The sequence below is a fragment of the Conexibacter sp. CPCC 205762 genome, assembly GCF_030646155.1.
Lineage (GTDB): Bacteria > Actinomycetota > Thermoleophilia > Solirubrobacterales > Solirubrobacteraceae > Conexibacter.
This window is the reverse complement of sequence record NZ_JAUTDN010000041.1, coordinates 25,865-52,745: the sequence shown is the minus strand read 5'-3', so window position 1 is coordinate 52,745 and position 26,881 is coordinate 25,865. Positions and strand designations below refer to the sequence as shown.

Sequence of the window (26,881 nt, the reverse complement as noted above, 5' to 3'; positions counted from 1 at the left end):
ACGGGCGCCGCGGCCGAACGCGAGCGGGTCGCGACGCGCGTCGCGCAGGCGCTGCGGACGGCGGTCGCGCGGCGGCTCGGCGAGGCCGAGCTGGCGGTCGCGGTCGGCCGCGCGGCCGGCTGGGAGGAGGCCGGCCCCGAGCTGCGGCTGGCCGCCGACGGCGCCGCCAGCGCCGCGCCGCTCCCCGCCGCCCCCTGGCACGACGCGCGCGCGCTGGAGCTCCAGCGGCTGCTGTGGCACTGGCGCGACGACCGCGAGCTGGCGGCGCTCGTGACGCGCCGGCTCGGCCCGCTGATCGAGCACGACCGCAGACGCAGACACGCGCTGCTGCCGACGCTGGAGGCGCTCTGCGCCAACGCCGGCCGCAAGGCCGAGACCGCCCGCGCGCTGCACCTCAACCGCCAGGCGCTCTACCACCGGATCGAGCGGATCGAGCGCTTGCTCGGCGTCGACCTGTCCGACGCGACCGAGCTGCTGACGCTCCACCTCGCCGTCGAGGCGCGCCGCTACGTGTAGCGGCGCGCTACGAGCGCGGCGGGCGGACGGCGATCGTCATCCGCGTGACCGCGCACAGCTTGTCGTCGTCGTCGCGGATCTCGACGTCCCACAGCCAGGTGCTCGCGCCGCGGTGGAAGACTCTCGCGTGCGCGTTGACGTGGCCGTGCAGGATCGGGCGCAGGAAGCTGGTGCTGTTCGACAGGCCCATCGCCTGCATGCCGCGCTCGTGCACGCCCATGTAGGTGCCGATCGACGCGAGCGTCTCCGCGACCGCCGCGTAGAGGCCGCCGTGGACGAGGCCGAAGGGCTGCAGCAGGTCCGGTCTGACGGGTATGCGCGCGCGCATCTCGCCGTCGCCGTGGAGCAGCTCCGAGTAGCCGAAGAGGCTGTCGAGGCCGCGATCGGGAAGGGGCAGCGGTCTGAGACTCACGCGGCGGGACGATAGTAGGCTTGGGCGGAATGAGCGGCATCGAGGAGCTTCCCCCCGACCAGCGCGCCGTCCTCCAGCTGATCCTCAAGCAGGGCCGCGGCTACGCCGATCTCTCTGGTCTGCTGAGAATCGACGAGGCGGCCGTGCGCTACCGAGCCCACTCCGGTCTGGAGACGCTCGTCGGCCCCGGCGCCGGCAGCGCGCTCTCGCTCGAGCGGCGCGGTCAGATCAGCGACTGGCTGCTGGGGCAGCAGGACGACGCGCAGAGCGCGGTGACGCTGCAGCACCTCGAGGACTCGCGCGCCGCCCGCCGCTTCGCGCGCCAGCTGCGCGAGCTGCTCGCGCCCTACGCGGCGACGGAGCTGCCCGTGCTGCCCGGTGCCGACGGCAACGGCGCGACCGCGGCCTTCGCGCCGGTCGAGCCGGCCGCGGCGCCCGCCGACGCGCCGCCCGCCGACGCGGCGCCCGCCGAGCCCGACGCCGAGCCGCTCGCCGGCGACGAGCCGCCCGCCGACGACGCCCACGACGCGCCGCACGACGCCGACGCCGACCACGAGCCGGCCGCCGAGACGGGCGCGCTCGACTCCTTCGGCTGGAACGACGAGCGCGCGCCGCGCCGCTCCTCCAAGCTCGGCGGCGCGCTCCTGATCGCGGGGATCGCGGCGCTCGTCGTCGTCGCGCTGATCGTCGTGATCAACCGCGACGGCGGCGGCGACGACACCTCGACGATGTCGACCACGCCCTCGGCCCCGGCGGCCGCGACGAGAACGACCGCCGGCAGAGGAGCGAGCGCGCAGGACACCGTCGTCCTGCAGCAGGTCAACCTGACGCCGCCCGCCGGCGGCGACAGACCGCTCGGGATCGCCTTCCTCGCGATCAGAGACGGCAGACCGACCGTCGCCGTGCAGGTGCAGGACATGCCCGTCAACGGTCAGGACGACGTCTACGCGCTGTGGCTGCAGGCGACCGACGGCAGCGCCAAGTTCCTCGGCTACTTCCCCGGGCAGGTGCCGGCGACCGGCAAGACGAGCGTCAGCGCCCCGCTGCCGGCCAACACCGGCAGATTCGCCAAGGTCGTGCTCTCGCGCGAGTCGATCAGCGCCGGCAGAACGGCCTCGACGCCGAGAGAGATCGTGCTCGAGGGCACGATCAGAGTGAACAGAACGGGGTAGGGTTCGCCCCGCCGACCCCCTTTCGAATCCAAGGAGCAGGACATGCCCGCAAGAGGAACCGCAGAGTGGAAGGGCGACCTCAGAGCCGGTGCCGGCACCTTCACCGCCGGTGACGGCATCAGCGGCGACTACTCGTTCAAGTCGCGCTTCGAGGACGGTCCGGGCGCGAACCCCGAGCAGCTGATCGCGGCCGCCCACGCCTCCTGCTTCTCGATGGCGCTGTCGAACGCGCTCGCGACGGCCGGCACGCCGGTCGACTCGGTCCAGACGAGCGCGGTCGTGACGCTGCGCCCGGTCGACGGCGCGCCGACGATCACGAAGATCGAGCTGACCGTCGTCGGCGTCGTGCCGGGCCTCGACGAGGCCGGCTTCAAGGAAGCGGCCGAGGGCGCCAAGAGAGGCTGCCCGGTCAGCCGCGCGCTCGCCGGCGTGCCTGAGATCACGCTCGACGCGTCGCTCGCCTCCTAGCGCGAGCCCCGCAGCCGCCGCTACCGCGGCGGCGTGACCAGCTCGGCGAGCGCGTCCAGCGCCTCGCCGAGCTGCCGTCTGGCGGCGCGCTTGTAGAGCCACGGCGCCAGCCGCGACCAGCCGAGCGTGCGCTGCTGCAGCTCGACCGCGACGACGGTGCCGTCGTCGGCCGGCGCGAGCGTGAAGGTCGTCACCGCCTCCTCCAGCAGCCGCTCGAACGGCGAGCCCTCCAGCAGCTGCTCCCACTGCAGCAGCTCCTCCTCCTCGCGCGCGAGGATCGCGAAGTCCGCGCGCACGCCCTTGCCTCTCTGCGTCGCCAGCACCTGCGTGAAGCGGTCGAGGTCGACGTCCTCGACGCGCCGCACGCGCGGCCACCAGCGCTCCTGGTGATACGGGTCGTTGAGGATCCGCCAGACGTCGGCCGGCGGCGCCGGCAGCGTCCGCTGCATGCGCGTCGTCGGCATCGCTACGCGGCCTCGCTCGCGTAGTCGACGAGCGTCAGCACGTCGAACGGCGCCAGCCGCTCGCGCCCGCCGAGGAAGCTCAGCTCGGCGAGGAAGGCGCAGCCCGCGACGTGGCCGCCGAGCTGCTCGACGAGGTCGCAGAGCGCGCGGGCGGTGCCGCCGGTCGCGAGCAGGTCGTCGTGCACGAGCACGTTGGCGCCGTGCGCGAGCGCGTCGGCGTGCATCTCCAGCGCGTCGACGCCGTATTCGAGGATGTACTCGGCGCTGACCGTCCTCGCCGGCAGCTTGCCGGGCTTGCGCGCGGGCACGAAGCCGGCCCCGAGCGCCCGTGCGATCGCGCCGCCGAGGATGAAGCCGCGCGCCTCCGCGGCGACGACGAGGTCGACGTCGCGCGCGGCGCCGAAGGCGGCCAGGCGCGCGACGGCCGCGTCGAGCGCGAGCGGGTCGAGCAGCAGCGGCGTGATGTCGCGGAAGACGATCCCCGGCTTCGGATAGTCGGGGATGTCGCGGATGTGCGCGCGCAGATCAGCGGTCGTCATGGAGGAAGGAGCTTCCGGCGAGCTCTTCCGGCCGAATCCAAGGCCTCAGGCCGCAGGATCTGGCGTCATCCGCTGATTCTGCGCAGGTCGCGGATCAGCAGCAGGTGCTTGAGGTAGGTCGCGACCGCGGCGAGGTTCTCCAGCGTCTCGACCGCCTCTCTGCGCCGCTCCGGGTTGCGCGAGCGCAGCGCCGGGGCGAGGATCTGCTGCAGCAGCGCCGACTCGCGGTCGGCCGAGGTGCGGAAGACGCGCAGGTTGCGGCCGGCGACGCCGTATCTCGCCAGCTCGGTGACGGCGCGCACGATCTCGCGATCGGTCTCGTCGTAGAAGCGCTGGCCGGCGCGCTGCTCGGCGCGGATGACGCCGAACTCCTCCAGCTCGTAGACCAGTCTCGGCTCGGCGCCGGTCTCCTCGACGACCTCGTCGAGCGAGTAGGCGGCGCCGGGGCCTCTGACCTGCACGGCCGGCCGCCGCAGGCTGCCGACGTCCGCTCTGGCGCCGCCGGCGCTGCTGCCGCCGGGCTGCTGCGCGTCACGCTCGGCGCGGCCGCCGGCCAGCTCCTGGCGGATCACTCTCAGCGGCAGGAACTCGTCGCGCTGCAGCCGCAGGATCGTCCGCAGCCGCTGCAGGTCGTTCTGGCTGTAGACGCGGTAGCCGCCCTGCGTGCGGCGCGGCGTCAGCAGCTTCTGATCCTCCAGGTAGCGGATCTTGGAGATCGAGATGTCGGGGAACTCCTGCTTCAGCGCCTTGCAGACGGCGCCGATCGTCAGCGACTTCTGGCGCGCCGGTCTCGGCGCGGCCGTCGGCGGCGTCAGCGGCGGCGCGGCAGCGGGCTCCGTCGACGCCGCGGGCGCGACCGCCGCGGGCGACTCCGCGGGGGTCGCGTCGGGCGTGAGGGCGGAGTCGGGAATCTGAGAGGCCATGATGCTCACCGGGACAGATACGCCAGCTTGTACTTGCCCACCTGCAATTCGTCGCCGTCCTCCAGACGATGCGACTCGATCCGCTCGCGGTTGACGTAGGTGCCGTTGAGCGAGCCGCAGTCGTCGAGGTACCACTCGCGGCCGCGCCGCACCAGCAGCGCGTGATCGCGCGAGACGGTCACGTCGTCGAGGAAGATGTCGCTGTCGGGCCGGCGGCCGATCGTCAGCTTCTCGCCGTCGACGACGAACGACTCGCCGGTGCGGCCGCCGCCGGAGCGGATCACGAGCGCGGCGCCGCGCGCGACGACGTCCTCCAGCTCGATCGGCTCGATCTCGCCGGTCTCGCCGATCCGGTACGTCGCGGTCTGGTCAGAGCCGCCGGTCTGCTCGGAGGTCGCCAGGAAGGCGCCGCAGCGCTGGCAGTAGTTGGCTCCGACCGCGTTGGCGAAGCCGCATTCAGGGCAGTGGAGCGCCACGGGCCTCTCCTTCGCCGACCGTCGTCAGCTTTCCTCTTGGCCAGACGCGCGACCGGACAGGATGTCGGTCAGCTTCTCGACGTCGGCGCCGGAGATCACGTCCTCGCCCGAGTCGTGTCTCTTGCGCAGACGGTTGACCAGCTCGGCCCGGAGGATGTCGATCTTGCCATGCAGGATGCGACGCTTGTAGGAGACCTCGATCTCCTCCTCGGTCATCTGCTGGATGAGATCCTTCAGCTCCTGATCCGTCAGGGAGCCGAGGTCCGGGAAGGTGTCCATCACTGAGGTTGCTCCGATCCAAGGCACGCGGGTGCGAGACGGCGCAGTATAGACGGTGCGCGCCTATTGCCTCAAGCTCAGCTTGAGGGTCTGACAGCGGTCTTGCGCGCGCGCAGCTGCGCCATGCCGCTGCGGAGGTAGAGCGCGGTCGCCGTGAGGGCGAGGATCAACCCGAGGTAGAGGCACACCTCGCCGAGCGTCTGGAGGCCGCACATCGGGAAGAAGAGGCCGCCCATGACCGGCGCGACGGCCAGCCGGCCGGGCCAGTTGATCGCCAGGTCGACGCCGTGGCGCAGCCCCCACTGGGCGATGATCAGCATCGCGACCTCGCGCACGACGAGGACTGCGATCGCCCAGTGCGGCAGCAGCTCGAAGTGCCACGTCACGATCACGCCCGAGATCACCAGCAGGCGGTCGGTGACCGGGTCCATCAGCGCGCCGAGGCGCGAGTACTGGCGCGTGACGCGGGCGGCGATCCCGTCGGCGTAGTCGCCCCAGCCGATCACCGCGAACAGGAACGCCGGCCAGAAGCCGACCCCGTCGCCGCTCGACAGCGCGACGACGAGGAAGACCGGGATCAGCGCGATCCGGAAGAAGCCGATCGCGTTCGGGATCGTCCACGGGTTCAGCGGCGCGCCGGCGACCGTGGCAGGCTGCGGCGGGCCGGAGCGGTCGAGCCCCGACAGCCGCTTGAACGTCAGTCTCTGCCGCCTCGGCTCGGCCACGCCCGAACCCTCAGCCTCTAGGGGAGGGTTCTCCACAGCTCCGCCACCGCGACGGCCGCGCCGTCGAGCGGGAGGCTGCGTCTCTCGCGGCCGCGGCGCAGCTGGATCTCCAGCTCGCCGCCGGCGAGCGTGCGCTTGCCGACGGTCACGCGCAACGGCGCGCCGAGCAGCTCGGCGTCGGCGAACTTCTCGCCCGGACCGGCGTCGCGGTCGTCGTAGAGCACGTCGAGGCCCTGCTCGCGCAGCTCCTCGTAGAGGCGGTCGGCGAACGTGCGCTCCTCCGTCTCCCCTCTCGCGATCACGACCAGCTCGACGTCGAACGGCGCGATCGCGCGCGGCCAGGCGATGCCGGCCTCGTCGTGGTGCTGCTCGACGGCGGCGGCGACGATCCGCGCCGGGCCGATGCCGTAGCAGCCCATCACGATCGCCCGCTGTCTGCCGGACTCGTCCAGGTAGTGGGCGCCGAGCGCCTCCGAGTATCTGGTGCCGAGCTTGAAGATGTTGCCGATCTCGATCGCGCTCTCGATCCGCAGCGGCTGGCCGCCGACGCTGTCGCCGGGCTCGACGAAGCGGACGTCGGCGCGCTCGAACGGGAAGTCGCGGCCCGGCTCGACGCCGCGCAGGTGGAAGTCGGCGCGGTTGGCGCCGGTCACGTAGCCGCCGTCGCCGACCGCCTCGTCGAGCAGGATCGGGGCGTTGGCGCCGACCGGGCCGATGAAGCCGGCGGGGCCGATCTTCGTCGCGAACTCGTCCGCGGTCGCCGGGCGCACGTTCGCTCTCAGCACGTTGCGCAGCTTGACCTCGTTGACGCGGTGGTCGCCGCGCACGAGCACGAGCACGAGCCCGCGGCCCTCGGCGATCACCGGGAAGGCCTTCAGGACCGCGCCGGGCGCGACGCCGAGGCGGCGCGAGACATCCTCGACGGTCGTGCAGCCGGGGGTGTGCTCCTCGACCGGCTGCGGCAGCGGCGCCGGCAGCTCGACCGCCTGCGCGTCCGCGCTGGCGACCTCGAGGTTGGCGGCGTAGCCGGGCGCGAGCGCGACCTCGTCCTCGCCGGCGGCGCACGGCGCCATGTACTCGTGCGCGTCGGTGCCGCCCATCATGCCGACGTCCGACTGGACGCGGTACCACTCGACGCCGGAGCGGTCGAAGATGCGGTCGTAGGCGACGATGTGCTTCGCGTAGGACTCGTCCAGCCCGGCCTCGTCGCGGTCGAACGAGTAGGCGTCCTTCATGCGGAACTCGCGCGTGCGCAGCACGCCGGCGCGCGGGCGCGGCTCGTCCCGCTCCTTGACCTGGATCTGGTAGAGGATCTGCGGCAGGTCGCGGTAGGAGCGCACGACCTGCGCCACGTGCGTCGTGACGATCTCCTCGTGCGTCATCGCGAGCACCATCTCGGTGCCCTTGCGGTCCTCCAGCTTGAAGATCTCGTCGATCTCGATGCGGCCGGTGCGGCGCCACGGCTCGGCCGGGTTCAGCAGCGGCATCAGCAGCTCCTGGCCGCCGATCGCGTCCATCTCCTCGCGGATGATCTGCTCGACCTTGCGGTGGATCTTCCAACCCGCCGGCAGGTAGGTCCAGAGCCCGGCGCCGAGCTGACGGATCAGCCCCGCGCGGACCATCAGCTTGTGCGAGATCGCCTCGGCGTCGGCCGGGGCCTGCTTCTCGGTCGGGAGGAGGTAGGAGCTGAGACGGGTCATGGGCGGGGAAGCCTACCGGCCGCCCCGCCCGCGCGAACCGTGGCGCGCGCTAGTTGAAGTACTTCTTGTACTTCAGCAGCACGTCGTAGACGGGCCGCGGCTGGCGCGTCATGTCGAGCACGCCCGAGTCCCAGCGGTTGCCCTCCCAGGCGCCGAACCAGTGGTACAGGTAGACGCGGTCGATCCGGCTGCGGTACTTGATCGCCGTCTTCAGCACGACGTCCATCGCTCTCTTCTGGCGCACGAGGTCGGGGCGGAAGGTCTGACGCGAGTTCTGCGGCTGGAAGCGGTAGAGGCCGCCGGTCTCGGTCAGCCAGACCTTGCCGGGGACGAGCTTCAGCAGCTTGCGCAGGCTGGAGTTGGCGTCCTTCACGAAGCGGTTGGCGTCCGTGTAGTTGTGGAAGCCCCAGACGCGCGGCGTCGGGATCTTGCGCTTTCTGAACTCGGTCAGCAGCGATCTCGTGTACGTGACCATGTTCGGCAGGTCCTGGATGTCCGCGCCGAGGATCGTGCAGCCGCGGCAGTTTCTGCGCACGACGTCGTAGTAGACGGCGACCGCGTCCGGTCTGTAGACGGTCGGCTGGGTGAGGTTGTTGACCTCGTTCCAGGGCTGGATGATGCGGACCTGCGGCCACGCCTTGCGGAACGCCTTGAAGGCCTTCGCGTACTGCGCCGAGCTGACCGGCCTGCAGCCCTTCTTGCCGTTCAGGTTCGGGCACAGCATCCCCGCCGGCGGGTTGAAGGCGACGACGATCTCCTGGTCGGCCGCCTCGGCCGCGTCGATCCACGCCTGCAGGCCGGCCTTGTCCTTCTTGTGCAGCGCCACGTCGTAGGCGACGATCACACGCGCGCGCTCGGAGCCGAGCTTCTGGAAGTGCGGCTCCGTGAACAGCTCGGGGTTCTGGTCGCCCATGCCCACGACCAACGCGCTGGAGGTCGCCGGCGCGAGCATCAGCGCAAGCGCGGTGAACAGGCCGGCCACGACGGCGGCCAGCGTACGACGGGGCTTCACGTCGGTGTGTCCTTTCAGGGGGAACGCCACCCCAGGGCGCCGTCTGGTCTGCGGCGCGAGAGGCGGGCTACGGGGGTCGGTGGACTGTAGCTGCTAACCCAGCGGAGCCTGCGACGTTGCGGTCGCGGTGCGCAGGAGCGCCGCGACCCCCTCCGGGTCGTCCCACATCGGCAGGTGGCCGCAGCCGGGCAGCGGCACGTGGCGCGCGTGCGGCAGCGCCGCCTTCGCGCGCGCGGACTGCGTGCGGTAGAGCAGCAGCCGGTCGCGCGTCCCCCAGCCGACGGTGACCGGCACGCCGTCCAGCTCCTCCCCGTGCGCGAAGCGGTAGGCGCCGAGCAGCGGCAGCGTCGCGTCCCAGCCGCTCGCGCCCGCCAGCTTGTCGACGTCGAGCCGCGCGGCGGCCGCGTCGAGCTTGGCCGGATGGCCGTACATCTGCGCGAGCAGCAGCTGGCGGCCGAGCGGGCTGGAGACGCCCTGCTTCAGCAGCCCGCCGGCACGCGTCGAGAGCGTCCGGACAGCCTTCAGCGAGATCTGCCCGTAGGTCGACTCGGGGCCGTTCCAGAAGCCGATCGGCGACAGCGCGGTCGCGCTCGCGACCGAGCCGCGGCGGGCCAGCTCCAGCGCGATCCCGCCGCCCATCGAGTTGCCGGCGACGTGCGGGCGCTCGAGCCCGAGGTCGGCGAAGAACTGCTCGAAGAGGCCGACGTATGTCTCCATCGTCGCCTCGCTGCCGGGCGGCAGCGGCGGCGCGTCGCCGAAGCCGGGGGTGTCGACGGCGAACGTCTCGCGGTCGGTCAGCCGCTGCACGACGGGATCCCAGGCGCCGCGGCGGGCGCCGATCCCGTGGATCAGGACGAGCGGCGGCCCGTCGCCGCGGCGGTCATGGACGAGCATGCGCGCGACCCTACCGCGCCCGCCTCGCCCGCGCGCCAGTTTGGCTGGCTAGCCAGCCGGGCCGGCGTCAGGAGCGCGTGAAGCGGCGGCCCGCGGTGGGCGACGCCTCTTCGTCCAGGCGCGCCTTCGCGGCGACGACGTCGAGCAGTCTGCCCGACATCTCGTCGAGGTCGTTGCCCTCGACGGCGTCGCTGGCGGCCTTCTCCAGCGCGGCGAGGCGCTCCGGGGTCATCTCGCCGGCGTTCTCGTCCTCGATCGCCTGCAGCCAGGCCGCGCCCTCGGCGGCCTCGCGCGCGTCGACGTCGACCTGCTTGCCGCCCGAGACGTACTTGTCGATCTCGGCGAAGAGCGTGTCGACGAGCTGCTCCTGCGGCACCTTCCGCAGCGCTCTGCCGCGCGAGAAGATCAGGCCCTCGTTCTTGGCGCCGGTGATGCCGAAGTCGGCGTGCGAGGCCTCGCCGATGCCGTTGACGGCGCAGCCGAGCACGGCGACCTCGATCGGGTCCTCGTACTGCTCCAGCCGCTTCTCGATGTCGGCGACGACGGTGTCCATGTCGAACTGCAGGCGGCCGCAGGTCGGGCAGGCGATCAGCACCGGGCCGCGCTCGCGCAGTTGCAGCGCCTTGAGGATCTCCCAGGCGACCTTGACCTCCTCCTCGGCGTGGAAGGTCGAGAGCGAGATGCGGATCGTGTCGCCGATGCCGTCGGCGAGCAGCGTGCCGAGGCCGACCGACGACTTCAGCGAGCCCGACCACTTCGTGCCGGCCTCGGTGATGCCGAGGTGCAGCGGGTACGGGATCCGCTGCGACAGCAGGCGGTTGGAGGCGATCGTGTTCGGCACGTTGGTCGACTTGATCGAGACCTTGAAGTCCTCGAACTCCAGCGACTCCATCAGCCCGACGAACTCGGTCGCGGCGGTCACGAGCGCCTCGACGCTGTTCTCGCGCTCGAGCGCGTGCAGGTGTCTGGGCAGCGAGCCGGAGTTGACGCCGATGCGGATCGGCACGCCGGCCGCTCTCGCCTTCGCGGCCACCAGCGCGACCTTGTCTGGCCCGCCGATGTTGCCCGGGTTGAGGCGGATGCAGTGAGCGCCCGCGTCGATCGCCTTCAGCGCGAGCGTGTAGTTGAAGTGGATGTCGGCGATGATCGGGATCGGCGACTCTCTGACGATCGTCTTGAGCGCCTCGACGTCGTCGTCGCGCGGGACGGCGCAGCGGACGATGTCCGCGCCAGCCTCCGCCACACGGTGGATCTGGGCCATCGTCGCCTGCAGATCCGCCGTCTCGGTCTTGGTCATCGTCTGCACGGCGACCGGTGCGCCGCCGCCGATCGGAACACCGCCGACGTGGATCTGCCGCTTCGAAGCCATGCGGACCAGTGTAGGAGACGGCCGGCGGCAAGGCCGTCGCCGGGATGTGAAGCGCTGACCTCAGCCAGCTGGCGCTCATCTGAACGCCGATGTCTGTACATCGGGAGGGAGATGGAAACGGTGGCGTCCCCGAGTATCCGGTCCCTCGGCGCGCCGGATCTGGGACCGGTTCGCTGAGAGGTACGTCAGCAACCATCAGAGGGGCTTCATGACAAGACTGGGCGTGACCAGGCTCTTGGCGATCCTCGCTGCCGCAATCCTCGCGGCAGCAGCGATCGCCGGCTGCGGCAGCAGCAGCTCCGAATCGGATGCGGCCGACACCGGCGCCAGCACGAGTGCGAGCGCCGACAGCGGCGGCGACGCGATCAAGGTCGGCATCCTCCACTCGCTCTCGGGCACGATGGCGATCTCGGAGGTGACCGTCAGAGACTCCGAGCTGCTCGCGATCGACGAGATCAACAGATCGGGCGGCGTGCTCGGCAAGCAGATCGAGCCCGTCATAGAGGACGGCGCCTCCGACTGGCCGACGTTCGCCGAGAAGGCGCAGAAGCTGATCTCCGAGGACAGAGTCGCCGCCACCTTCGGCGGCTGGACCTCGGCGAGCCGCAAGGCGATGCTGCCGGTCTTCGAGAGCAACAGAGCGCTGCTCTTCTACCCCGTGCAGTACGAGGGCCTCGAGCAGTCGCCGTACATCTTCTACTCGGGCGCGACCACCAACCAGCAGATCATCCCCGGCCTCGAGTACCTGAAGGAGCAGGGCGCGAGATCGCTCTTCCTGGTCGGCTCCGACTACGTCTTCCCGCGCACGGCGAACAAGGAGATCAAGGCCTGGGCCAGAGCCAACGACGTCGAGATCCTCGGCGAGGAGTACACGCCGCTCGGCCACACCGAGTACGGGACGCTGATCTCCAAGCTGCAGGAGGCGAGACCGGACGCCGTCTTCAACACGCTCAACGGCGACTCCAACGTCGCCTTCTTCAAGCAGCTCAAGGGCGCGGGCGTCTCCGCGAGAGACATGCCCGTGATGTCGGTCTCGGTCGCGGAGGAGGAGGTCGCCGGCATCGGGCCGGAGAACATCGCCGGCCACCCGGTCGCGTGGAACTACTACCAGACGACCGACACGCCGGAGAACAGAAGATTCGTCAGAGCGTTCAAGGACAGATACGGCGCCGACCGCGTCACCTCCGACCCGATGGAGGCCGGCTACGTGCAGGTCCACATCTGGGCGAAGGCGGTCGAGAAGGCCGGCTCGACCGACCCCGAGAAGGTCAAGGAGGCGGCCAGAGGCCTGACGTTCGACGCGCCTGAGGGCAGAGTCAGAGTCGACGACGTCAACCAGCACCTCTACAAGACCGCCCGCATCGGCGTGATCGAGCCCGACGGCCAGATCAGAGAGGTGTGGAGCTCGGGCAGACCGATCGCGCCCGACCCGTACCTCAGAACCTACGACTGGGCCTCCGGGCTCTAGGACGGAGGACTCGCCGTGGAGGTGTTCCTGTCACAGCTGTTCATCGGGCTGAGCGTGGCGTCGATGCTGTTGCTCGTCGCGCTCGGGCTGACGTTCACGTTCGGTCAGATGAACGTCATCAACATGGCCCACGGCGAGTTCGTGATGGCCGGCGCGTACACGACCTACGTGCTGCAGACGTCGGTCTTCGGGACGGGGGCGGTGACGCTGGCCTTCGGGCTGTCGCTGCCGCTCGCGTTCCTCGTCGGCGGCGTGCTCGGGCTGATCCTCGAGTTCACCCTGATCAGACGGCTGCACGGGCGGCCGCTCGACACGCTGCTCGTCACCTGGGGCGTCTCGCTGATGCTCCAGCAGCTCGCGCGCGACATCTTCGGCGCGCCCAACGTGCAGGTGAAGGCGCCCTCCTTCCTGGAGGGCGGCATCACCGTCGCGGGCGTCTCGATGCCGTACACGCGGCTCTTCATCATCGGCCTCGTCGTCGTCGCGCTGCTCGCGATCTGGTTCTACCTGAGCAAGCTGCCGGCCGGCCGGCGGATGCGCGCGGTCGTGCAGAACCGCGACCTCGCCGCGGCCTCCGGCGTGCGCACGCCGCACGTCGACCGCCTCACCTTCTTCATCGGCTCGGGTCTCGCCGGCGTCGCCGGGGTGGCGGTCACGCTGCTCGGCTCGATCGGCCCGACGCTCGGCACCAACTACATCATCGACGCGTTCCTCGTCGTGATCGTCGGCGGCCTCGGCCAGCTGCGCGGTGCGATCGTCGCGGCGATCGCGCTCGGGCTCGCGAACGCCTACCTGGAGTACTGGACCGACGCCTCGCTGGCGAAGGCGGCCGTCTTCGCGCTGATCGTCGTCTTCCTGCAGTTCCGCCCGCAGGGGCTCGTCGTCACCCGCCGCCGGGGGCTGGCGTGATGGCGACCATGGCGAAGCTCTTCCCCGCCGGCTCCGGCCGCGGCGCCTTCCTCGTCCGCTTCACGCTGGCCGCGGCGGCGCTGCTGCTGGTCGCCCCCGCGCTGCTGAACGACTTCCGCCTCAACCTGCTGGCGAGATACCTGTGCCTCGCGATCATCGCCGTCGGCATCGGGCTCGCCTGGGGCCAGGGCGGGATGCTCGTGCTCGGCCAGGGGCTGTTCTTCGGCCTCGGCGGCTACGCGATGGGGATGCACATGAAGCTGGAGGAGGCCGCCGCGCTCCCCTCCGGCCCGCAGCTGCCGGACTTCATGACCTGGAGCGGCGTCGAGTCGCTGCCGTGGCTGTGGGTGCCGTTCAGAAGCGCGGCGTTCGCGATCGCGGCGTGCGTGCTGGTGCCGATGATCGTCGCCGCGGTGCTCGGCACGCTGATCTTCCGCCAGCGCGTCCGCGGCGCCTACTTCGCGATCCTCTCGCAGGCGATGGCGGCCGCGTTCGTGATCGTGCTGATCGGCCAGCAGGGGCTGACCGGCGGCACCAACGGCCTGACGAACTTCAGATCGTTCTTCGGGCTGCAGCTGTCCAACCCCGACGACAAGCGGCTCTTGTACCTGTTCGTCGCGGTCGTCTTCCTGGCGGTCTTCCTGATCGCGCGTCAGCTCGTGCGCTCGCGCTACGGCAAGGTGCTGGTCGCCTGCCGCGACGCCGAGGACCGCGTCCGCTTCCTCGGCTACGACCCGACGCGCGTGAAGGTGCTCGCGTACGCCGGCGCGGCCGGGATGGCGGGGCTCGCGGGCGCGCTGTACGTGCCGGTCGTCGGGATCATGTCGCCGGCGCTGCTGGGGATCGTGCCCTCGATCGAGATGGTGATCTGGGTCGCGCTCGGCGGGCGGACCGTGCTGGCATGGGCGGCGGCCGGCGCGATCATCGTCGGCTGGGCGAGAACCGACCTGTCGGAGCGCTTCCCGTCCGGCTGGCTGTACGCGCAGGGCGCGCTCTTCATCATCGTGATCGCGTTCGCGCCGAAGGGCCTGGCGGGTGTCTCCGAGGAGCTGCAGAGACGCGTGCGGTCGCTGCTGAGCCGTCGCCGCTCTGAGACGCCGGCGCCGGAGAGAGTGAAGGTGGCGGCATGAGCGCTCCCACCGCCGGCGCGTCGCCCGCCGCGGGCGGCGCGCTGCTGGAGATCCGCGGGCTGAAGGTCGTCTTCGACGGCTTCCACGCGGTCGACGGCGTCGACCTGACCGTCGAGCAGAACGAGGTGCGCTTCCTGATCGGCCCCAACGGCGCCGGCAAGACCACGCTCGTCGACGCGATCACCGGGCTCGTCAAGCCTGCGGCCGGCTCGATCCGCTTCGAGGGCGGCGAGCTGGTCAAACGGCGCGAGCACCAGATTGTGCGCGCCGGCGTCGGCCGCACCTTCCAGACGCCGACCGTCTTCGAGCAGCTGACGGTGCTGGAGAACGTCGACGTCGCCGCCTCCTTCCGGCTCGGCCTCCCCCAGCTGCTGCGGCGGCCGCGTGGCGCCACGCCGGCGGTGACGGCGGCGCTGGAGGCGGTCGGGCTCGACGCGCTCGGCGACGCGCAGGCCGGCACGCTCTCGCACGGCCAGCGGCAATGGCTGGAGGTCGCGATGGTGCTGTGCCAGGGGCCGCGGCTGCTGCTGCTCGACGAGCCGGTCGCCGGCATGACCGGCGAGGAGCGGCTGCGGACCGGCGAGCTGATCACGCGGATCGCCGGCGAGGGCACGACCGTGCTCGTGATCGAGCACGACATGGACTTCGTGCGCCGCTTCGCGACGCGCGTGACGGTGATGCACGAGGGGCGGATCCTGACCGAGGGGACGGTGAGCGAGGTGCAGCAGGACGAGACGGTGCGCGAGGTCTACCTCGGCCGCCCGCGCGATGCGCGCGGGGCGGGAGCGGCGGCGGAGGTGGCCTCATGACGGCGACCGCAGCAGCGCCCGCCGCCCCCGGCGTGCGCGACGACGACCTGCTGCGCGTCGAGGCGGTCGACGGCGGCCACGGCTCGACCGCGGTCCTCTTCGGCGTCTCGCTCGGCGTCCCCCGCAACGGCCTCTGCTGCCTGATGGGCCGCAACGGCGTCGGCAAGTCGACCGTGCTGCAGACGATCGTCGGCCTGCTGAAGGCCAGACGCGGGCGGATCGTCTTCGACGGCGACGACGTCACGAAGCTGAAGCCGTACGACCGCGCGCGGGCCGGGATCGCGTTCGTGCCGCAGGGGCGCGACTGCTTCCCGCAGCTGACGGTGCGCGAGAACCTGCGCGTCGTCCAGGAGGCGCGGCGCGACCTGCCGAAGTCGGGGATCGACGACGCGCTCGACCTCTTCCCGCGGCTGAAGCCGCTGCTCGACCGGCCGGCCGGCTTCCTCAGCGGCGGCCAGATGCAGCAGCTCGCGATCGCGCGGGCGCTCGTGACCCAGCCGCGGCTGCTGCTGCTCGACGAGCCGACGGAGGGGATCCAGCCGAACATCATCCTCGAGATCGAGGACGCGATCGAGCAGCTGAAGCGGACCGCGGGGCTGTCGATCCTGCTGGTCGAGCAGTACGTCGACTTCGCGCTGCGGCTGGCCGAGCGCTACGCGGTGATGGACGGCGGCCGCGTGATCGACGCGGGCGACACCGCCGGGCTCGCCGACGGCCACGTGCGCAGGCTGCTGGCGGTATGAAGCTGCCGCCGTCAGACGTCGAGAAGCTGCTGCTGTCGGTCGCCGGGATGGTCGCGCGCGACCGCCGCGCGCGCGGCGTCAAGCTCAACCAGCCGGAGGCGGTCGCGCTGCTCTCCTGCTGGGTGATCGAGCGCGCCCGCGACGGCGACGCGACCGTCGAGCAGCTGATGAGCGACGGCCGCGCCGTGCTCGCGCCGGAGGAGCTGATCGACGGCGTCGCCGAGCTGCTCGACGAGGTCCAGGTCGAGGCGACCTTCCCCGACGGGCGCAAGCTCGTGACGCTGCATCAGCCGGTCGCGGCGCCGCCGTCCGCGGTCGTGCCGGGAGCGGTCGTCGTCGGGACGGAGCCGGTGCAGCTCGCAGCGGGGCGCGAACGGCGCACGCTGATGGCGGTCAACGACGGCGACCGCCCGATCCAGGTCGGCTCGCACTTCCACTTCGCCGACGCCAACGCCGCGCTGCGCTTCGACCGCGCGGCGGCGCAGGGCTTCCGCCTCGACGTGCCGGCCGGCACGTCGGTGCGGTTCGAGCCGGGCGTCGCGCGCACGGTCGCGCTGGTCGCGTTCGGCGGCGCCGGGCACGTCGCGGGACTGCAGGTGCGGGCGTGACCGCGGTCGAGCGCGAGCGCTACGCGCAGCTGTACGGGCCGACCGTCGGCGACCGCGTGCGGCTGGCCGACACCGACCTCTGGATCTCGCCCGAGCACGACTGGTGCCGCGGCGGCGACGAGGCCGTCTTCGGCGGCGGCAAGACGATCCGCGAGTCGATGGCGCAGGGCACGACGACGCGTGCCGACGGCGCGCCGGACACCGTCATCACGAACGTGCTCGTGCTCGACCACTGGGGCGTCGTGAAGGCCGACGTCGGCATCCGCGGCGGGCGGATCGCGGCGCTCGGCAAGGCCGGCAACCCCGACGTGATGGACGACGTCCACCCCGCCCTGCGGATCGGCCCGTCGACCGACGTGATCGCCGGCGAGGGCCGCATCCTCACCGCCGGCGGGGTCGACTGCCACGTCCACTTCATCGCGCCGTCGATCGCGCACGAGGCGCTCGCGGCCGGGATCACGACGCTGATCGGCGGCGGCACCGGGCCGAGCGAGGGGACGCGCGCGACGACCTGCACGCCCTCCGCCCCGGCGTTCGCGCTGATGCACCGCGCGCTGGACGAGGTCGCCGTCAACGTGCTGCTGCTGGGCAAGGGCAACACCGTCTCGGCGGCGGCGCTGGAGGAGCAGGTGCTGGCCGGCGCCGGCGGGATGAAGCTGCACGAGGACTGGGGCTCGACGCCGGCCGCGATCGACGCCTGCCTGCGCGCGGCGGACCGCTTCGGGATCCAGGTCGCGATCCACACCGACACGCTCAACGAGGCCGGCTTCCTCGAGTCGACGCTGGCGGCGATCGACGGCCGCACGATCCACAGCTTCCACACCGAGGGCGCCGGCGGCGGCCACGCGCCCGACATCATCGCGATCGCGGCCGAGCCACACGTCCTCCCCTCCTCGACCAACCCGACCCGCCCGCACACGCTCAACACGGTCGCCGAGCACCAGGACATGCTGATCGTCTGCCACCACCTCAACCCGCGCGTGCCGGAGGATCTCGCCTTCGCCGAGTCGCGCATCCGCGCGACGACGATCGCCGCCGAGGACATGCTGCACGACCTCGGCGCGATCTCGATCATCGGCTCCGATGCGCAGGCGATGGGCCGCGTCGGCGAGACGATCGTGCGGACGTGGCAGACCGCGCACGCGGCGAAGGCGCGCTGGGGGTCTGCGGGGTTCGGCGGCGTCGCGGACAACGCGCGCGCCCGCCGCTACGTCGCGAAGTACACGATCTGCCCGGCGGTCGCGCACGGGATCGACCACGAGCTGGGCTCGATCGAGCCGGGCAAGCTGGCCGACCTGGTGCTGTGGGACCCGGCCTACTTCGCGATCCGCCCGCGGCTGGTGATCAAGGGGGGCGCGATCGCCTCGGCCCCGATCGGCGACGCGAACGCCTCGATCCCGACGCCGCAGCCGGTCTTCGCACGGCCGATGTTCGGCGCGTCCGGCGCGGCCGCGGCCGGCTCGTCGCTGACGTTCGTCGCGCCGGCGGCGCTGGAGGACGGGCTGGAGGCGCGCCTCGGCCTGCAGCGGCGGCTGTCGCCGGTCGCGGACACGCGCGGCGTCGGCAAGGCGCAGATGCCGGAGAACGACGCGCTGCCGCCGATCGCGGTCGATCCGGAGACGTTCGTCGTGACCGTCGACGGCGAGCCGGTGACGCCGGCACCGGCGACCGAGCTGCCGCTCACCCAGCGCTACGCGATGTTCTGATGAGCGCCTCCGTGGTGAGCCTGCTGCTGGCCGACGCGCGCACGCCGAGCGGCGGGTACGCGCATTCCGGCTCGCTGGAGCCCGCGGTGGCGGCCGGGCTGCGCACCGCCGAGGTGCGCGCATTCATCTCGGCGCGGCTGGCGTCCGTGGCGTACGTCGATGCGGCCTTCGCAGCGGCGGCGTGCTCCGATCCCCGTGAAGTTGCTGGTCTGTGGGACCAGCGACTTCACGGGGATCTGGCGGCGCTGGACGCCGAGCTGGCGGCGCGGACGCCGTGCGAGCCGCAGCGGCTGGCGCTGCGCGCGCTCGGGCGGGGGCTGCTGCGGATCGGGCGGCGGCTGTGGCCCGCCGACGAGCGGCTCGCCGCCTACGCCGGCGCGAGCGCCTGGACGCCGCGGCCGGTCGCGTTCGGGCTGCTGGCCTCGGCCGGCGGGCTGACGCCGGCCGAGGCGGCGCGGCTGTCGCTGTACGAGGACGCGGCCGGGGTGGCCGCGGCGGCGGTCAAGCTGCTGCCGCTCGACGCCGCCGAGACGACCGCCTGGCTCGCCTCGCTGGCCGGCGAGATCGAGGCGCTCGCCGTCGCCGCCGCCGAGGCCGCCGCGCGCGCCGCCGGCTCGCCCGCCGACCTGCCGGCGACCGCGACCCCGGCGCTCGACCTGCTCGCACTCACGCACCACGAATCGGAAGGGAAGCTCTTTGTCAGCTGAGAGACGCGCGCTGCGGATCGGCGTCGCCGGCCCGGTCGGGACCGGCAAGTCGTCGCTGATCGCGGCGCTGTGCGCGACGCTGGGTGCCGAGCTGCGGCTCGGCGTCGTCACGAACGACATCTACACGACCGAGGACGCCGAGTTCCTGCGCGCCCAGGGCGTGCTCGCGCCGGAGCGGATCGTCGCGGTGCAGACCGGCTGCTGCCCGCACACCGCGATCCGCGACGACGTCTCCGCCAACCTGCAGGCGGTCGAGGACCTGGAGGCAGCGCAGGGGCCGCTGGCGATCGTCTTCGTCGAGTCCGGCGGCGACAACCTCACGACCGCGTTCAGCCCCGCGCTCGCCGACACGCAGATCTTCGTGCTCGACTGCGCCGGCGGCGACGACGTGCCGCGCAAGGGCGGCCCCGGCGTCGCCCGCTCCGACCTGCTCGTGATCAACAAGGTCGACCTCGCGCCGCTGGTCGGCGCGAGCGTCGAGCGGATGGTCAGCGACGCCGGCGCCCGCCGCGACGGCCGCCCGACGCTCGCGATCGACCTGCGCGGCTCCGGCGGGATCGTCGACGTGGCGGCCTGGGTGCTGCGGAAGGAGAGCGCCTGGCGCGCCGGCGCGCTCGTCAGCGAGGACCCCGGCCCGCCCGCCCCGCACCACACTCCCGGCGGCGCCCACCACCCTCATGCGCACGGCGTGGACCACGCCCACGCGCACTGAGCGACCCCGAGCGGCGGCGGGCGACCCAGCGCCCGCCGCCGCCCGCGTCGTCGCCCAGTCCACCCCGCCCCCGCGCGAGGCCACCGCCCCTCGCGACGCCGCGTTCCCGCTCGAGGCCGCCGCCCGCGTCGTCGCCGTCCGCGCGGGCGCGGCGACGGTGCTGCGCGAGCTGCGAGCGGCGAGCCCGTGGGCGCCGCGGCCGCTGCCGCCGGACGCCGCCGGCGGCGCGCGCGTCGCGCTCGTGCAGACGGCCGCGACGCTGCTCAGCGGCGACGACTGCGCGCTCGACCTCGTCGTCAGCGACGGCGCCGTGCTGGAGCTGGTCGAGACCGGCGCGACGATCGCCCACGACGTGCGCGGCGGCGCGCCGGCGCGGATGCGGCTGCGGATCGCGCTCGGCGCCGGCGCCCGGCTGACCTGGCTCGGCCGCCCGCTCGTGCTCGCCCACGGCTGCGACCTCGTCCGCGAGACGACGATCGCCCTCGCCCCCGCCGCCCGCCTGCTGCTGCGCGAGACGGTCGCGCTCGGCCGCAGCGGCGAACAGCCGGGCCGCCTCGACGCGACCCTCCGCGCATTCGCGGCAACTGCGCCCGCATCTGCCCCGACCGCGCCCGCATTCGCGTCAGCCGCGCCCGCATCTGCCGCAACCGCGCCTACATTCGCGACAGCCGCGCCCGCATCTGCGACGACCGCGCCGCTCCTCCACGAGCGCCTCACCACCGCCGACCCCGCCCTCCTGCGCTCGCCGCTCGTCGCCGGCGGGGCCGCCACGCTCGACGCCGTCATCCTGCTCGGCGCACGCGGCGACGACCTGCCCGGCGCGAGCCAACTCGCCGCAGAGGGCACCGTCTGGCGCGCGCTCCACCCCCGCGGCACCGACCCCGACGGGCCGGCGCTCGCGGTCGCGCGCGCCTGGCGCGGCTAGTGCCCGACGTACATCCCGTCGATCGCGCCCGCGTACTTGTCGCCGATCGGCCGGCGCTTCAGCTTCATCGTCGGCGTCAGCTCGTCGCCGCCGGGCAGCCAGTCGCCCTCAACGAGCGTGAAGCGCTTTATCTGCTCGACCCGCGACAGGCGCGCGTTGGCGACGTCGACCGCCTCCTGCACCGCCGCGACGACGCGCTCCTCGCCGGCCAGCGCCGCCAGCGACGGCTCCTCCCCGCCGACGCCCTGCTGCTTCGCCCACGCCGGCGCGAAATCGGCGTCGAGCACGATCAGCGCGGTGTTGAACGGCTTGCCGTCGCCGATCACGCACGCCTGGCCGATCAGCGGCGAGGCCGACTTCAGCGTCGCCTCGATGTTCGCCGGCGACATGTTCTTGCCGGCGGCGTTGATGATCAGCTCCTTCTTGCGGTCGACGATCCGCACGTAGCCGTCGGCGTCGATCTCGGCGACGTCGCCGGTGTGGAGCCAGCCGTCGGCGTCGATCGTCTCGGCCGTCTTCTCCGGTCTGCCGCGGTAGCCGCGCATCACGCAGGCGCCGCGCACGAGCAGCTCGCCGTCCTCCGCCAGTCTCGCCTCGACGCCCGGCGACGGCGGCCCGACGGTGCCGATCCGCACCGCGCCCGGCCGGTTGACGGTGCCGGCGCCGCAGGTCTCCGACATCCCCCACAGCTCCGCCAGCTCGATCCCGAGCGCGTGGAAGAACGCGATCACGTCCGGCGGGGTCGGCGCCGCGCCGACGTTGACGGTGACGACCTCGTCGAGGCCGAGCATCGTGCGCAGATTGGAGAAGATCGCGTCGTCGGCCGCTCTGACCGCCTGCTCCAGCTCCGCCGGCACCTCGGCGCCCTGCTGCAGCAGCTCGACCCGCTGCCGCGCGGCCGCCAGCGCGCCCTCGACTCTCGCGCGCGCCTCCTCCGGCTGCGCCGCCAGCATCGCCTCCAGGCCGGCCTTCAGCTTCTCCCACACGCGCGGCACGGCGAAGAACCAGTTCGGTCTCACCTGCGGCAGCGTCTGCACGATCGCTCTCGGGTCGGGCGAGGTCGTGATCGTGGCGGCGTAGACGACCGGGATGTAATGGTGCGCGGCGCGCTCGGCGATGTGCGCCGCCGGCAGCCACGAGATCACGCGCGAGCCCGGATCGAGGTTGATGATCTCCTGCACCGCGCGGACGGCACCGAGGATGTTGCGGTGGGCCAGCTCGACGCCCTTCGGCGGGCCGGTCGTGCCGGAGGTGTAGATCAGCGTGGCGACGTCGTCGGGCGTGACGGCGGCGAGCGCGGCGTCGACGTCGAACTCGGGGTTGGAGCCCTCGACCTCCTCCAGCGTCAGCAGCCCGTAGTTGGACTCGCCCTCTTCCGGGTCGATCACGATCACGTGCTTGAGCACCGGCAGGTGCTGGCGCGCCTCCAGCAGGCGCGAGAGGAAGGCGTGCTCGACGATCGCCACGCGCGCCTGCGCGTCGCCGACGACGTACTCGATCTGCTCCGGCGAGCTGGTCAGGTAGATCGAGAAGGGCGCCGCGCCGAGCGTGACGACGGCGAGGTCGGCGAGGTGGAACTCGGGCCGGTTGGTCAGCATCAGCGCGACGGTGTCGCCGTGGCCGACGCCGAGCCGGGCGAGTCCGCCGGCGAGCGCGTCGACCCGCGCGCGCAGCTGCGCCCAGGTCAGCTCCAGCGAGCCGTCGAGCGTGCGCACGGCGGTCAGGTCCGGGTGGGCGGCGGCGGTCCGCCGCAGCGCCTCGCCGAGGTTGGCCGCGTCCACCGCCTGCGGCGTCGAGGCCGCGATCGTGCTGCCTTCCATCTCTTGCTCCTCCTCCGCTGACATCGACGGCCGCCGGGGCCATGCAGACGCTACAGGAGCCTTACCCCTCCGCGGGCGGGATCAATGATCAGCGATGAATCAGCGCGGGATGTCGCCGAGCGTGCCGTCGGAGATGCGGCCGATGTCGTTCGTCAGGCCGATGAAGAAGAGCATGATCACGAGCACGAAGCCGACCGCGCCGGCCTTCTCCATCACCGAGAACGGGACCGCGCGGCCGCCGCGCAGCTTCTCGACGATCGCCCAGAAGATGTGGCCGCCGTCGAGCGGCAGGAACGGGAAGAGGTTGATGATCGCCAGCGACAGCGAGATCAGCGCGAGGATCCCGAGCGCGCGCTCGGTCGAGAAGTCGAAGCCCTGCTTGAGCGTCTCGCCGGTGCCGACGACGCCGCTGAGCTGCTCGCGCTCTCTCGCCTGGAACAGCTTCGCGAAGGTTCTGACCGTCGCCGTCGTGACGTCCCACATGCCGGTGAGGCTGAGGCTGGCGGCCTCGCCAGCCGGCACGTCGCGCTGGCCGTACTCGTAGCTGAAGCCGAGCCGCGCGCGGTCGATCCCTCTTCTGCCGTCGTAGCGCGGCGTGATCGCGAACGTCAGCAGTCTGCCGTCGCGCTCGACGACGACGCTGGCGGGCGTCGCCGCGGAGCAGCCGTTGACCTGCGCGCCGGCGCATCTGTGCGTCGCGACCTGTCTGGCGATCGCCGCCGGGTCGCCTCTGACGCCGTCGACGGAGATGACGCGGTCGTTCGGCTGCAGGTACTGCGCGGCCGGCTGGCCGAGGTCCTGCGAGGAGACGACCGGCGTGTTCGTGACGGTGCCGTTGGCGAGCAGCAGCGCCCACAGGATCAGGAAGGCGATCACGACGTTGACGAGCGGGCCGGCCGCGATCACGACGATCCGCTTCCACACCGGCATCCGGTAGTAGGCGCGCGAGGCGATCTCCTCCGGTATCTCCTCGTTCGGGTTCATGCCGGTGATGCGCACGTAGCCGCCGGCGGGTATCCAGCCGACCGCGTACTCGGTCTCGCCCTTCTGGACCTTCGCGAGCGGCTTGCCGAAGAACAGCGAGAACTTCTCGACGCGCATCCCGACGAGCTTCGCGGCCGTGAAGTGGCCCAGCTCGTGGAGGACGATCAGCGCGCAGAAGCCGACGAACGCGAGTGCGTAGTTCATGCGGTCGCGCGCTCCTGCACCAGCGCGCTCGCGGCGTCGCGGGCGGCGCGATCGGCGCGGTAGAGCGTCTCGAAGGCGTGGATCGTGCCGGTCTCGACGACGTTCAGCGCGTGCTCGATCACCTCGGCGATCTCGAGGAAGCGCAGGCGCCCGTTGAGGAAGGCGTGGACGGCGACCTCGTTGGCGGCGTTCAGCACGCACGGCGCGGTGCCGCCGGCGACGCCGACCTCGCGTGCGAGCCGCAGGCAGGCGAAGGTGTCGGTGTCGACGTGCTCGAAGCTGAGCGAGCCGACGTCGGCGAGGTCGAGCGCTCTCAGCGGCACGTCGGCGCGGTCCGGGTAGTGGAGGCCGTAGGAGATCGGCACGCGCATGTCCGGGTAGCCGAGGTGCGCGAGCGTCGCGCCGTCGCACAGCTGGATCATCGAGTGGACGATCGACTGCGGGTGGACGACGACGTCGAGCCGGTCGTACGGCGTGCCGAAGAGGTGGTGAGCCTCGATCAGCTCCAGCCCCTTGTTCATCAGCGTGGCGGAGTCGATCGTGATCTTGCCGCCCATCGCCCAGGTCGGGTGCGCGAGCGCCTGCTGCACGGTCACGTCGCGCAGCTCGGCCGCGGTTCTGCCGCGGAACGGGCCGCCGGAGGCCGTCAGCACGAGCTTGTCGACGGCGGCCGGATCCTCGCCCGCGAGCAGCTGGTGCAGCGCGGAGTGCTCGGAGTCGACCGGGATGATCTGCGCCCCGGTCGCCTCGGCGAGCTGGTTGACCAGCTCGCCGCCGACGACGAGCGACTCCTTGTTGGCGAGCGCGAGGTCGATCCCCTCGCCGAGCGCGGCGACGGTCGGGCCGAGGCCGGCGGAGCCGACGAGCGCGTTGAGCACGAGGTCGGCCTCCGCCTCGACGACCAGCCGCACGAGCCCCTCGGGCCCGCCGAGCACCTGGCCGTCGGTCCACGCCTCGCCGGCGCGGGCGGCGGCGTGCTCGTCGGCGAGCGCGATCCGGTCGACGCCGAAGGCGTCCGCCTGCTCGACCAGCGTCTCCCAGGAGGACTGTGCGGAGAGCCCGACGAGTTCGAGATCCTCAGAGCGCGCGACGATGTCGAGCGCCTGCGTTCCGATCGACCCGGTCGAGCCGAGGATGAGCAGGCGGCGTGGCATTCGCTGGATTGTAGGCAGCCTTGGTTTCGGACAGCTAAGCGGTGCTCAGCGGATCGTCAGCTGCTTCGTGCTGGTCAGCGTCGCGCCGGCGCTGCGCGCGTCCGCGACCGCTTCGGTCAGCGACGGCGAGCCGTCGAACGTGGTGACGCGATCTTCAGCCGTCGCGACCCCTGGCGCCACAAGCGCCAGCAGCGCCAGCCCGATTCCGCCCAGCAGGGATCGGCGGCCCTGTGGCCGCTGTCCGTCCCTCTTCACGAGAAAGCCCCTGCCCTTCCGTCCGTCCCTGGTTCTGCACGTCGAGACGGGCCCTGAGCGGGGAAGTTGCGGAAAAACGGTGGCGCGCCCGGCGTCACGGCCGGCGCGCGGCTACATCAGCGCGTACCAGATGTAGTAGCCGATGACGGCCGCGAACAGCGCGGCGTCGATGCGGTCGAGCGCGCCGCCGTGGGCGCCGAAGGCGCGGCCGGTGTCCTTCGTGCCGACGTCGCGCTTGACGAACGACTCGAACAGGTCGCCGATCGGCGCGGCGATCGCGACGCCCGCGCCGAGGATCAGCGCCTGGGTCGTCGACAGCCAGTCCTGGTAGAGGCCGGCGAGCACGACCGCCGCGACGGCGCACACCATGCCGATCAGCAGCCCCTCGACCGTCTTGTTCGGCGAGATCTTCGGCGCCAGCTTGCGGCGGCCGAACATGCGCCCGCCGAAGTAGGCGCCGGTGTCGCCGATGAAGGTGCCGACGAGCACGTTGATCACGATCGAGTTGCCGTGCGGCAGCTCGCGCAGCAGGACGGCGTGCGCGAGCGCGAAGCCGATCCAGTAGATGCCGAGGATCGTCGTCGACATCGCCAGCGTCGCGTGCTCGCGCTCGGGGCCGAGCGCGGTCAGCACGAACAGCACCGGCACGATCGAGACGGCCGCCAGCAGGATGTGGAACTGCGTCCCGTAGAGCGCCGCCGCGAGCATCCCGGCGAGCGCGATGAAGCCGGCGACCGCGATCGGCTGGACCGGTCTCAGCAGCGTGTACAGCTCGTGCATCGCGAGCACGCCGACGGCGAGCAGCGCGAGCGCCCATATCGGGCCGCCGAAGGCGTTGACGGCGATCACCAGGATCGCGGCCGGGATCGCGACCGCGACGCGGCCGCCGAGGTCCGAGCCGGAGCGCGGCTGCTTCGGCGCCGCTCTCGCTCTCCTGCCGCGGCCTCTCCTGCCGCCTCTGGAGCCTCTCCCCCTGCCGCCGCCGGAGCCGCGGCGGGCGCGCGAGCGCGCGAGGCCGTCGTCGTCCTCGGGGCCCGGCTCGGCGAGCGCGTCGAAGAAGCCGCTGTCGCCGCTGCTCACGTCGCGCTCCGTCCGCCGTAGCGGCGTCTGCGCGTCTCGTACTCGGCCAGCGTCGCCTCGAAGACCGAGCGGTCGAAGTCGGGCCACAGCTCGTCGCGCACGATGAACTCGGAGTAGGCCGTCTGCCAGACGAGGTAGTTCGACAGCCGCAGCTCGCCGCTCGTGCGGATCACGAGGTCGGGATCCTCGAGGTCGGGCGCGTAGAGGTGGGCGCGGAACTCCTGCTCTGTCGTCCCCGTGAAGCTGCGCGCGGCGTCGACGATCTCGGCCCGGCCGCCGTAGTTGAAGGGGATGAAGAAGGTGATTCTGTCGTTGCCGGCGGTGAGCTGCTCGGCCCACTCCATCTGCTCGACGATGTCGGCCGGGACCGGGTCGGCGCGGCGGCCGACGAAGCGCATCCGCACGCCCTCCTCGTGCAGCTCCGGCGTCTCGCGCTCGATGTACTCGCGGAACAGCTCCATCAGCCCCGCCACCTCGGCGTCGGAGCGGGACCAGTTCTCGGTCGAGAAGGCGTAGATCGAGAGCTGCTCGATCCCCAGCTCGACGGCGTCGCGCAGCCGCGCCTTGACGTTCTCCGCCCCGGCGCGGTGCCCCTCGGTCACGTCGAGGCCGTGCTGCTGCGCCCAACGGCCGTTGCCGTCGGTGATGATCGCGACCCGGCGGGCCCTGCCGCCGGAGTCGCCCCCGTCCCCTGCCACGTCGGCGAGTGCCACGAGGT

The 26,881-nt window shown here is 72.3% G+C and carries 30 protein-coding genes; 13 read left to right on the top strand and 17 right to left on the bottom strand.

Annotated elements, in window-relative coordinates; translation table 11 throughout:
• Window positions 1-516 (top strand): CdaR family transcriptional regulator (locus Q7L73_RS23745; RefSeq protein ID WP_304715684.1); only part of this gene is annotated, 516 nt, incomplete at its 5' end.
• Between the two features lie 7 nt (window positions 517-523).
• Here Q7L73_RS23745 and Q7L73_RS23740 read toward each other — a convergent pair.
• Window positions 524-928, bottom strand: coding sequence for a PaaI family thioesterase (locus Q7L73_RS23740; protein ID WP_304696370.1), 405 nt, complete (start codon window positions 926-928; stop codon window positions 524-526).
• 29 nt (window positions 929-957) lie between these two features.
• Here Q7L73_RS23740 and Q7L73_RS23735 point away from each other — a divergent pair, with 29 nt between their 5' ends.
• Together Q7L73_RS23735 and Q7L73_RS23730 are read left to right on the top strand one after the other, a co-directional pair.
• A complete protein-coding gene (locus Q7L73_RS23735; protein WP_304715683.1) occupies window positions 958-2,100 on the top strand; it encodes a hypothetical protein in 1,143 nt (380 codons plus the stop codon).
• A gap of 42 nt (window positions 2,101-2,142) precedes the next feature.
• Window positions 2,143-2,568 (top strand): OsmC family protein, encoded by a 426-nt coding sequence (locus Q7L73_RS23730; RefSeq protein WP_304694925.1) that lies wholly within the window; start codon window positions 2,143-2,145, stop codon window positions 2,566-2,568.
• 20 nt (window positions 2,569-2,588) lie between these two features.
• Here the strand turns inward: Q7L73_RS23730 and Q7L73_RS23725 are convergent, their stop codons facing one another.
• The 10 genes from Q7L73_RS23725 to ispG all read right to left on the bottom strand — a co-directional run bounded on the left by Q7L73_RS23725 (window position 2,589) and on the right by ispG (window position 10,949).
• Window positions 2,589-3,032, bottom strand: coding sequence for an SRPBCC domain-containing protein (locus Q7L73_RS23725; protein ID WP_304694924.1), 444 nt, complete (start codon window positions 3,030-3,032; stop codon window positions 2,589-2,591).
• A 2-nt stretch (window positions 3,033-3,034) separates the two neighbouring features.
• Entirely contained in the window at window positions 3,035-3,571 is a 537-nt protein-coding gene (locus Q7L73_RS23720; RefSeq protein ID WP_304694923.1) for an adenine phosphoribosyltransferase, read from the bottom strand.
• A 65-nt stretch (window positions 3,572-3,636) separates the two neighbouring features.
• Window positions 3,637-4,494, bottom strand: coding sequence for a MerR family transcriptional regulator (locus Q7L73_RS23715; RefSeq protein ID WP_304694922.1), 858 nt, complete (start codon window positions 4,492-4,494; stop codon window positions 3,637-3,639).
• Window positions 4,495-4,499: 5 nt separating this feature from the next.
• Window positions 4,500-4,970 carry an FHA domain-containing protein gene (locus tag Q7L73_RS23710; protein ID WP_304694920.1) on the bottom strand — a complete coding sequence of 157 codons (471 nt, stop codon included), beginning with the start codon at window positions 4,968-4,970 and terminating at the stop codon, window positions 4,500-4,502.
• A gap of 24 nt (window positions 4,971-4,994) precedes the next feature.
• Window positions 4,995-5,249: a hypothetical protein gene (locus Q7L73_RS23705; protein WP_304694918.1), complete on the bottom strand. Its 255-nt coding sequence runs from the start codon at window positions 5,247-5,249 to the stop codon at window positions 4,995-4,997.
• A gap of 77 nt (window positions 5,250-5,326) precedes the next feature.
• A complete protein-coding gene (locus tag Q7L73_RS23700) occupies window positions 5,327-5,974 on the bottom strand; it encodes a CDP-alcohol phosphatidyltransferase family protein (RefSeq protein ID WP_304694916.1) in 648 nt (215 codons plus the stop codon).
• 17 nt (window positions 5,975-5,991) lie between these two features.
• Complete coding sequence (locus tag Q7L73_RS23695) at window positions 5,992-7,674, bottom strand: proline--tRNA ligase (protein WP_304694914.1); 1,683 nt, start codon at window positions 7,672-7,674, stop codon at window positions 5,992-5,994.
• A gap of 49 nt (window positions 7,675-7,723) precedes the next feature.
• A complete protein-coding gene (locus Q7L73_RS23690) occupies window positions 7,724-8,686 on the bottom strand; it encodes a toprim domain-containing protein (protein WP_304694913.1) in 963 nt (320 codons plus the stop codon).
• A 93-nt stretch (window positions 8,687-8,779) separates the two neighbouring features.
• A complete protein-coding gene (locus Q7L73_RS23685; RefSeq protein WP_304694912.1) occupies window positions 8,780-9,580 on the bottom strand; it encodes an alpha/beta fold hydrolase in 801 nt (266 codons plus the stop codon).
• Window positions 9,581-9,647: 67 nt separating this feature from the next.
• Window positions 9,648-10,949 carry a flavodoxin-dependent (E)-4-hydroxy-3-methylbut-2-enyl-diphosphate synthase gene (ispG, locus tag Q7L73_RS23680; RefSeq protein ID WP_304694911.1) on the bottom strand — a complete coding sequence of 434 codons (1,302 nt, stop codon included), beginning with the start codon at window positions 10,947-10,949 and terminating at the stop codon, window positions 9,648-9,650.
• 208 nt (window positions 10,950-11,157) lie between these two features.
• Here ispG and urtA point away from each other — a divergent pair, with 208 nt between their 5' ends.
• Genes urtA through Q7L73_RS23630 form a run of 10 tightly spaced genes read left to right on the top strand, consistent with a single transcriptional unit; the run spans window position 11,158 to window position 20,666 of the window.
• Complete coding sequence (gene urtA, locus Q7L73_RS23675; RefSeq protein WP_370552458.1) at window positions 11,158-12,417, top strand: urea ABC transporter substrate-binding protein; 1,260 nt, start codon at window positions 11,158-11,160, stop codon at window positions 12,415-12,417.
• Between the two features lie 15 nt (window positions 12,418-12,432).
• Window positions 12,433-13,326, top strand: a complete 894-nt coding sequence (gene urtB / locus Q7L73_RS23670) for an urea ABC transporter permease subunit UrtB (RefSeq protein WP_304694907.1) — start codon at window positions 12,433-12,435, stop codon at window positions 13,324-13,326.
• Window positions 13,326-14,456, top strand: coding sequence for an urea ABC transporter permease subunit UrtC (urtC, locus tag Q7L73_RS23665; RefSeq protein WP_370552457.1), 1,131 nt, complete (start codon window positions 13,326-13,328; stop codon window positions 14,454-14,456). The genes urtB and urtC overlap by 1 nt, the downstream gene beginning before the upstream one ends.
• Window positions 14,453-15,265 (top strand): urea ABC transporter ATP-binding protein UrtD, encoded by an 813-nt coding sequence (gene urtD, locus Q7L73_RS23660; protein ID WP_304694903.1) that lies wholly within the window; start codon window positions 14,453-14,455, stop codon window positions 15,263-15,265. The genes urtC and urtD overlap by 4 nt, the downstream gene beginning before the upstream one ends.
• Window positions 15,262-16,008 (top strand): urea ABC transporter ATP-binding subunit UrtE, encoded by a 747-nt coding sequence (gene urtE, locus Q7L73_RS23655; protein WP_304694901.1) that lies wholly within the window; start codon window positions 15,262-15,264, stop codon window positions 16,006-16,008. The genes urtD and urtE overlap by 4 nt, the downstream gene beginning before the upstream one ends.
• Entirely contained in the window at window positions 16,005-16,616 is a 612-nt protein-coding gene (locus Q7L73_RS23650) for an urease subunit gamma (protein WP_370552456.1), read from the top strand. Before urtE ends, Q7L73_RS23650 begins: the two co-directional genes overlap by 4 nt.
• Window positions 16,613-18,322, top strand: a complete 1,710-nt coding sequence (locus Q7L73_RS23645) for an urease subunit alpha (RefSeq protein ID WP_304694899.1) — start codon at window positions 16,613-16,615, stop codon at window positions 18,320-18,322. The genes Q7L73_RS23650 and Q7L73_RS23645 overlap by 4 nt, the downstream gene beginning before the upstream one ends.
• Window positions 18,322-19,029 (top strand): urease accessory protein UreF, encoded by a 708-nt coding sequence (locus tag Q7L73_RS23640; protein ID WP_304694897.1) that lies wholly within the window; start codon window positions 18,322-18,324, stop codon window positions 19,027-19,029. Before Q7L73_RS23645 ends, Q7L73_RS23640 begins: the two co-directional genes overlap by 1 nt.
• A complete protein-coding gene (gene ureG, locus Q7L73_RS23635; protein ID WP_304715681.1) occupies window positions 19,019-19,741 on the top strand; it encodes an urease accessory protein UreG in 723 nt (240 codons plus the stop codon). The genes Q7L73_RS23640 and ureG overlap by 11 nt, the downstream gene beginning before the upstream one ends.
• Window positions 19,707-20,666: an urease accessory protein UreD gene (locus Q7L73_RS23630; RefSeq protein WP_304694893.1), complete on the top strand. Its 960-nt coding sequence runs from the start codon at window positions 19,707-19,709 to the stop codon at window positions 20,664-20,666. The genes ureG and Q7L73_RS23630 overlap by 35 nt, the downstream gene beginning before the upstream one ends.
• On the opposite strand, the gene Q7L73_RS23625 is transcribed toward Q7L73_RS23630, so the two are convergent.
• The 6 genes from Q7L73_RS23625 to uppS form a co-directional block, all read right to left on the bottom strand.
• Entirely contained in the window at window positions 20,663-22,486 is a 1,824-nt protein-coding gene (locus Q7L73_RS23625) for a long-chain fatty acid--CoA ligase (protein WP_304694891.1), read from the bottom strand. The genes Q7L73_RS23630 and Q7L73_RS23625 overlap by 4 nt on opposite strands.
• Before the next feature lie 99 nt (window positions 22,487-22,585).
• Complete coding sequence (locus Q7L73_RS23620; RefSeq protein WP_304694889.1) at window positions 22,586-23,674, bottom strand: RIP metalloprotease; 1,089 nt, start codon at window positions 23,672-23,674, stop codon at window positions 22,586-22,588.
• Window positions 23,671-24,828: a 1-deoxy-D-xylulose-5-phosphate reductoisomerase gene (gene dxr / locus Q7L73_RS23615; RefSeq protein ID WP_304694887.1), complete on the bottom strand. Its 1,158-nt coding sequence runs from the start codon at window positions 24,826-24,828 to the stop codon at window positions 23,671-23,673. The genes Q7L73_RS23620 and dxr overlap by 4 nt, the downstream gene beginning before the upstream one ends.
• 45 nt (window positions 24,829-24,873) lie before the next feature.
• Entirely contained in the window at window positions 24,874-25,083 is a 210-nt protein-coding gene (locus tag Q7L73_RS23610) for a hypothetical protein (protein WP_304694885.1), read from the bottom strand.
• A gap of 111 nt (window positions 25,084-25,194) precedes the next feature.
• Window positions 25,195-26,163, bottom strand: coding sequence for a phosphatidate cytidylyltransferase (locus tag Q7L73_RS23605; protein ID WP_304694883.1), 969 nt, complete (start codon window positions 26,161-26,163; stop codon window positions 25,195-25,197).
• Window positions 26,160-26,876, bottom strand: a complete 717-nt coding sequence (gene uppS, locus Q7L73_RS23600) for a polyprenyl diphosphate synthase (protein WP_304694881.1) — start codon at window positions 26,874-26,876, stop codon at window positions 26,160-26,162. The genes Q7L73_RS23605 and uppS overlap by 4 nt, the downstream gene beginning before the upstream one ends.
• Window positions 26,877-26,881 lie beyond the last annotated feature (5 nt).

What these genes read in the sequence shown, in the direction of transcription:
- Q7L73_RS23735 (WP_304715683.1), top strand. Translation starts at nt 958, where the DNA reads ATGAGCGGCATCGAGGAGCTTCCCCCCGACCAGCGCGCCGTCCTCCAG.
- Q7L73_RS23730 (WP_304694925.1), top strand. Translation starts at nt 2,143, where the DNA reads ATGCCCGCAAGAGGAACCGCAGAGTGGAAGGGCGACCTCAGAGCCGGT.
- Q7L73_RS23725 (WP_304694924.1), bottom strand. Translation starts at nt 3,032, where the DNA reads ATGCCGACGACGCGCATGCAGCGGACGCTGCCGGCGCCGCCGGCCGAC.
- Q7L73_RS23720 (WP_304694923.1), bottom strand. Translation starts at nt 3,571, where the DNA reads ATGACGACCGCTGATCTGCGCGCGCACATCCGCGACATCCCCGACTAT.
- Q7L73_RS23715 (WP_304694922.1), bottom strand. Translation starts at nt 4,494, where the DNA reads ATGGCCTCTCAGATTCCCGACTCCGCCCTCACGCCCGACGCGACCCCC.
- Q7L73_RS23705 (WP_304694918.1), bottom strand. Translation starts at nt 5,249, where the DNA reads ATGGACACCTTCCCGGACCTCGGCTCCCTGACGGATCAGGAGCTGAAG.
- Q7L73_RS23695 (WP_304694914.1), bottom strand. Translation starts at nt 7,674, where the DNA reads ATGACCCGTCTCAGCTCCTACCTCCTCCCGACCGAGAAGCAGGCCCCG.
- Q7L73_RS23685 (WP_304694912.1), bottom strand. Translation starts at nt 9,580, where the DNA reads ATGCTCGTCCATGACCGCCGCGGCGACGGGCCGCCGCTCGTCCTGATC.
- ispG (WP_304694911.1), bottom strand. Translation starts at nt 10,949, where the DNA reads ATGGCTTCGAAGCGGCAGATCCACGTCGGCGGTGTTCCGATCGGCGGC.
- urtA (WP_370552458.1), top strand. Translation starts at nt 11,158, where the DNA reads ATGACAAGACTGGGCGTGACCAGGCTCTTGGCGATCCTCGCTGCCGCA.
- urtC (WP_370552457.1), top strand. Translation starts at nt 13,326, where the DNA reads ATGGCGACCATGGCGAAGCTCTTCCCCGCCGGCTCCGGCCGCGGCGCC.
- urtD (WP_304694903.1), top strand. Translation starts at nt 14,453, where the DNA reads ATGAGCGCTCCCACCGCCGGCGCGTCGCCCGCCGCGGGCGGCGCGCTG.
- urtE (WP_304694901.1), top strand. Translation starts at nt 15,262, where the DNA reads ATGACGGCGACCGCAGCAGCGCCCGCCGCCCCCGGCGTGCGCGACGAC.
- Q7L73_RS23650 (WP_370552456.1), top strand. Translation starts at nt 16,005, where the DNA reads ATGAAGCTGCCGCCGTCAGACGTCGAGAAGCTGCTGCTGTCGGTCGCC.
- Q7L73_RS23640 (WP_304694897.1), top strand. Translation starts at nt 18,322, where the DNA reads ATGAGCGCCTCCGTGGTGAGCCTGCTGCTGGCCGACGCGCGCACGCCG.
- Q7L73_RS23630 (WP_304694893.1), top strand. Translation starts at nt 19,707, where the DNA reads ATGCGCACGGCGTGGACCACGCCCACGCGCACTGAGCGACCCCGAGCG.
- Q7L73_RS23625 (WP_304694891.1), bottom strand. Translation starts at nt 22,486, where the DNA reads ATGGAAGGCAGCACGATCGCGGCCTCGACGCCGCAGGCGGTGGACGCG.
- Q7L73_RS23620 (WP_304694889.1), bottom strand. Translation starts at nt 23,674, where the DNA reads ATGAACTACGCACTCGCGTTCGTCGGCTTCTGCGCGCTGATCGTCCTC.
- dxr (WP_304694887.1), bottom strand. Translation starts at nt 24,828, where the DNA reads ATGCCACGCCGCCTGCTCATCCTCGGCTCGACCGGGTCGATCGGAACG.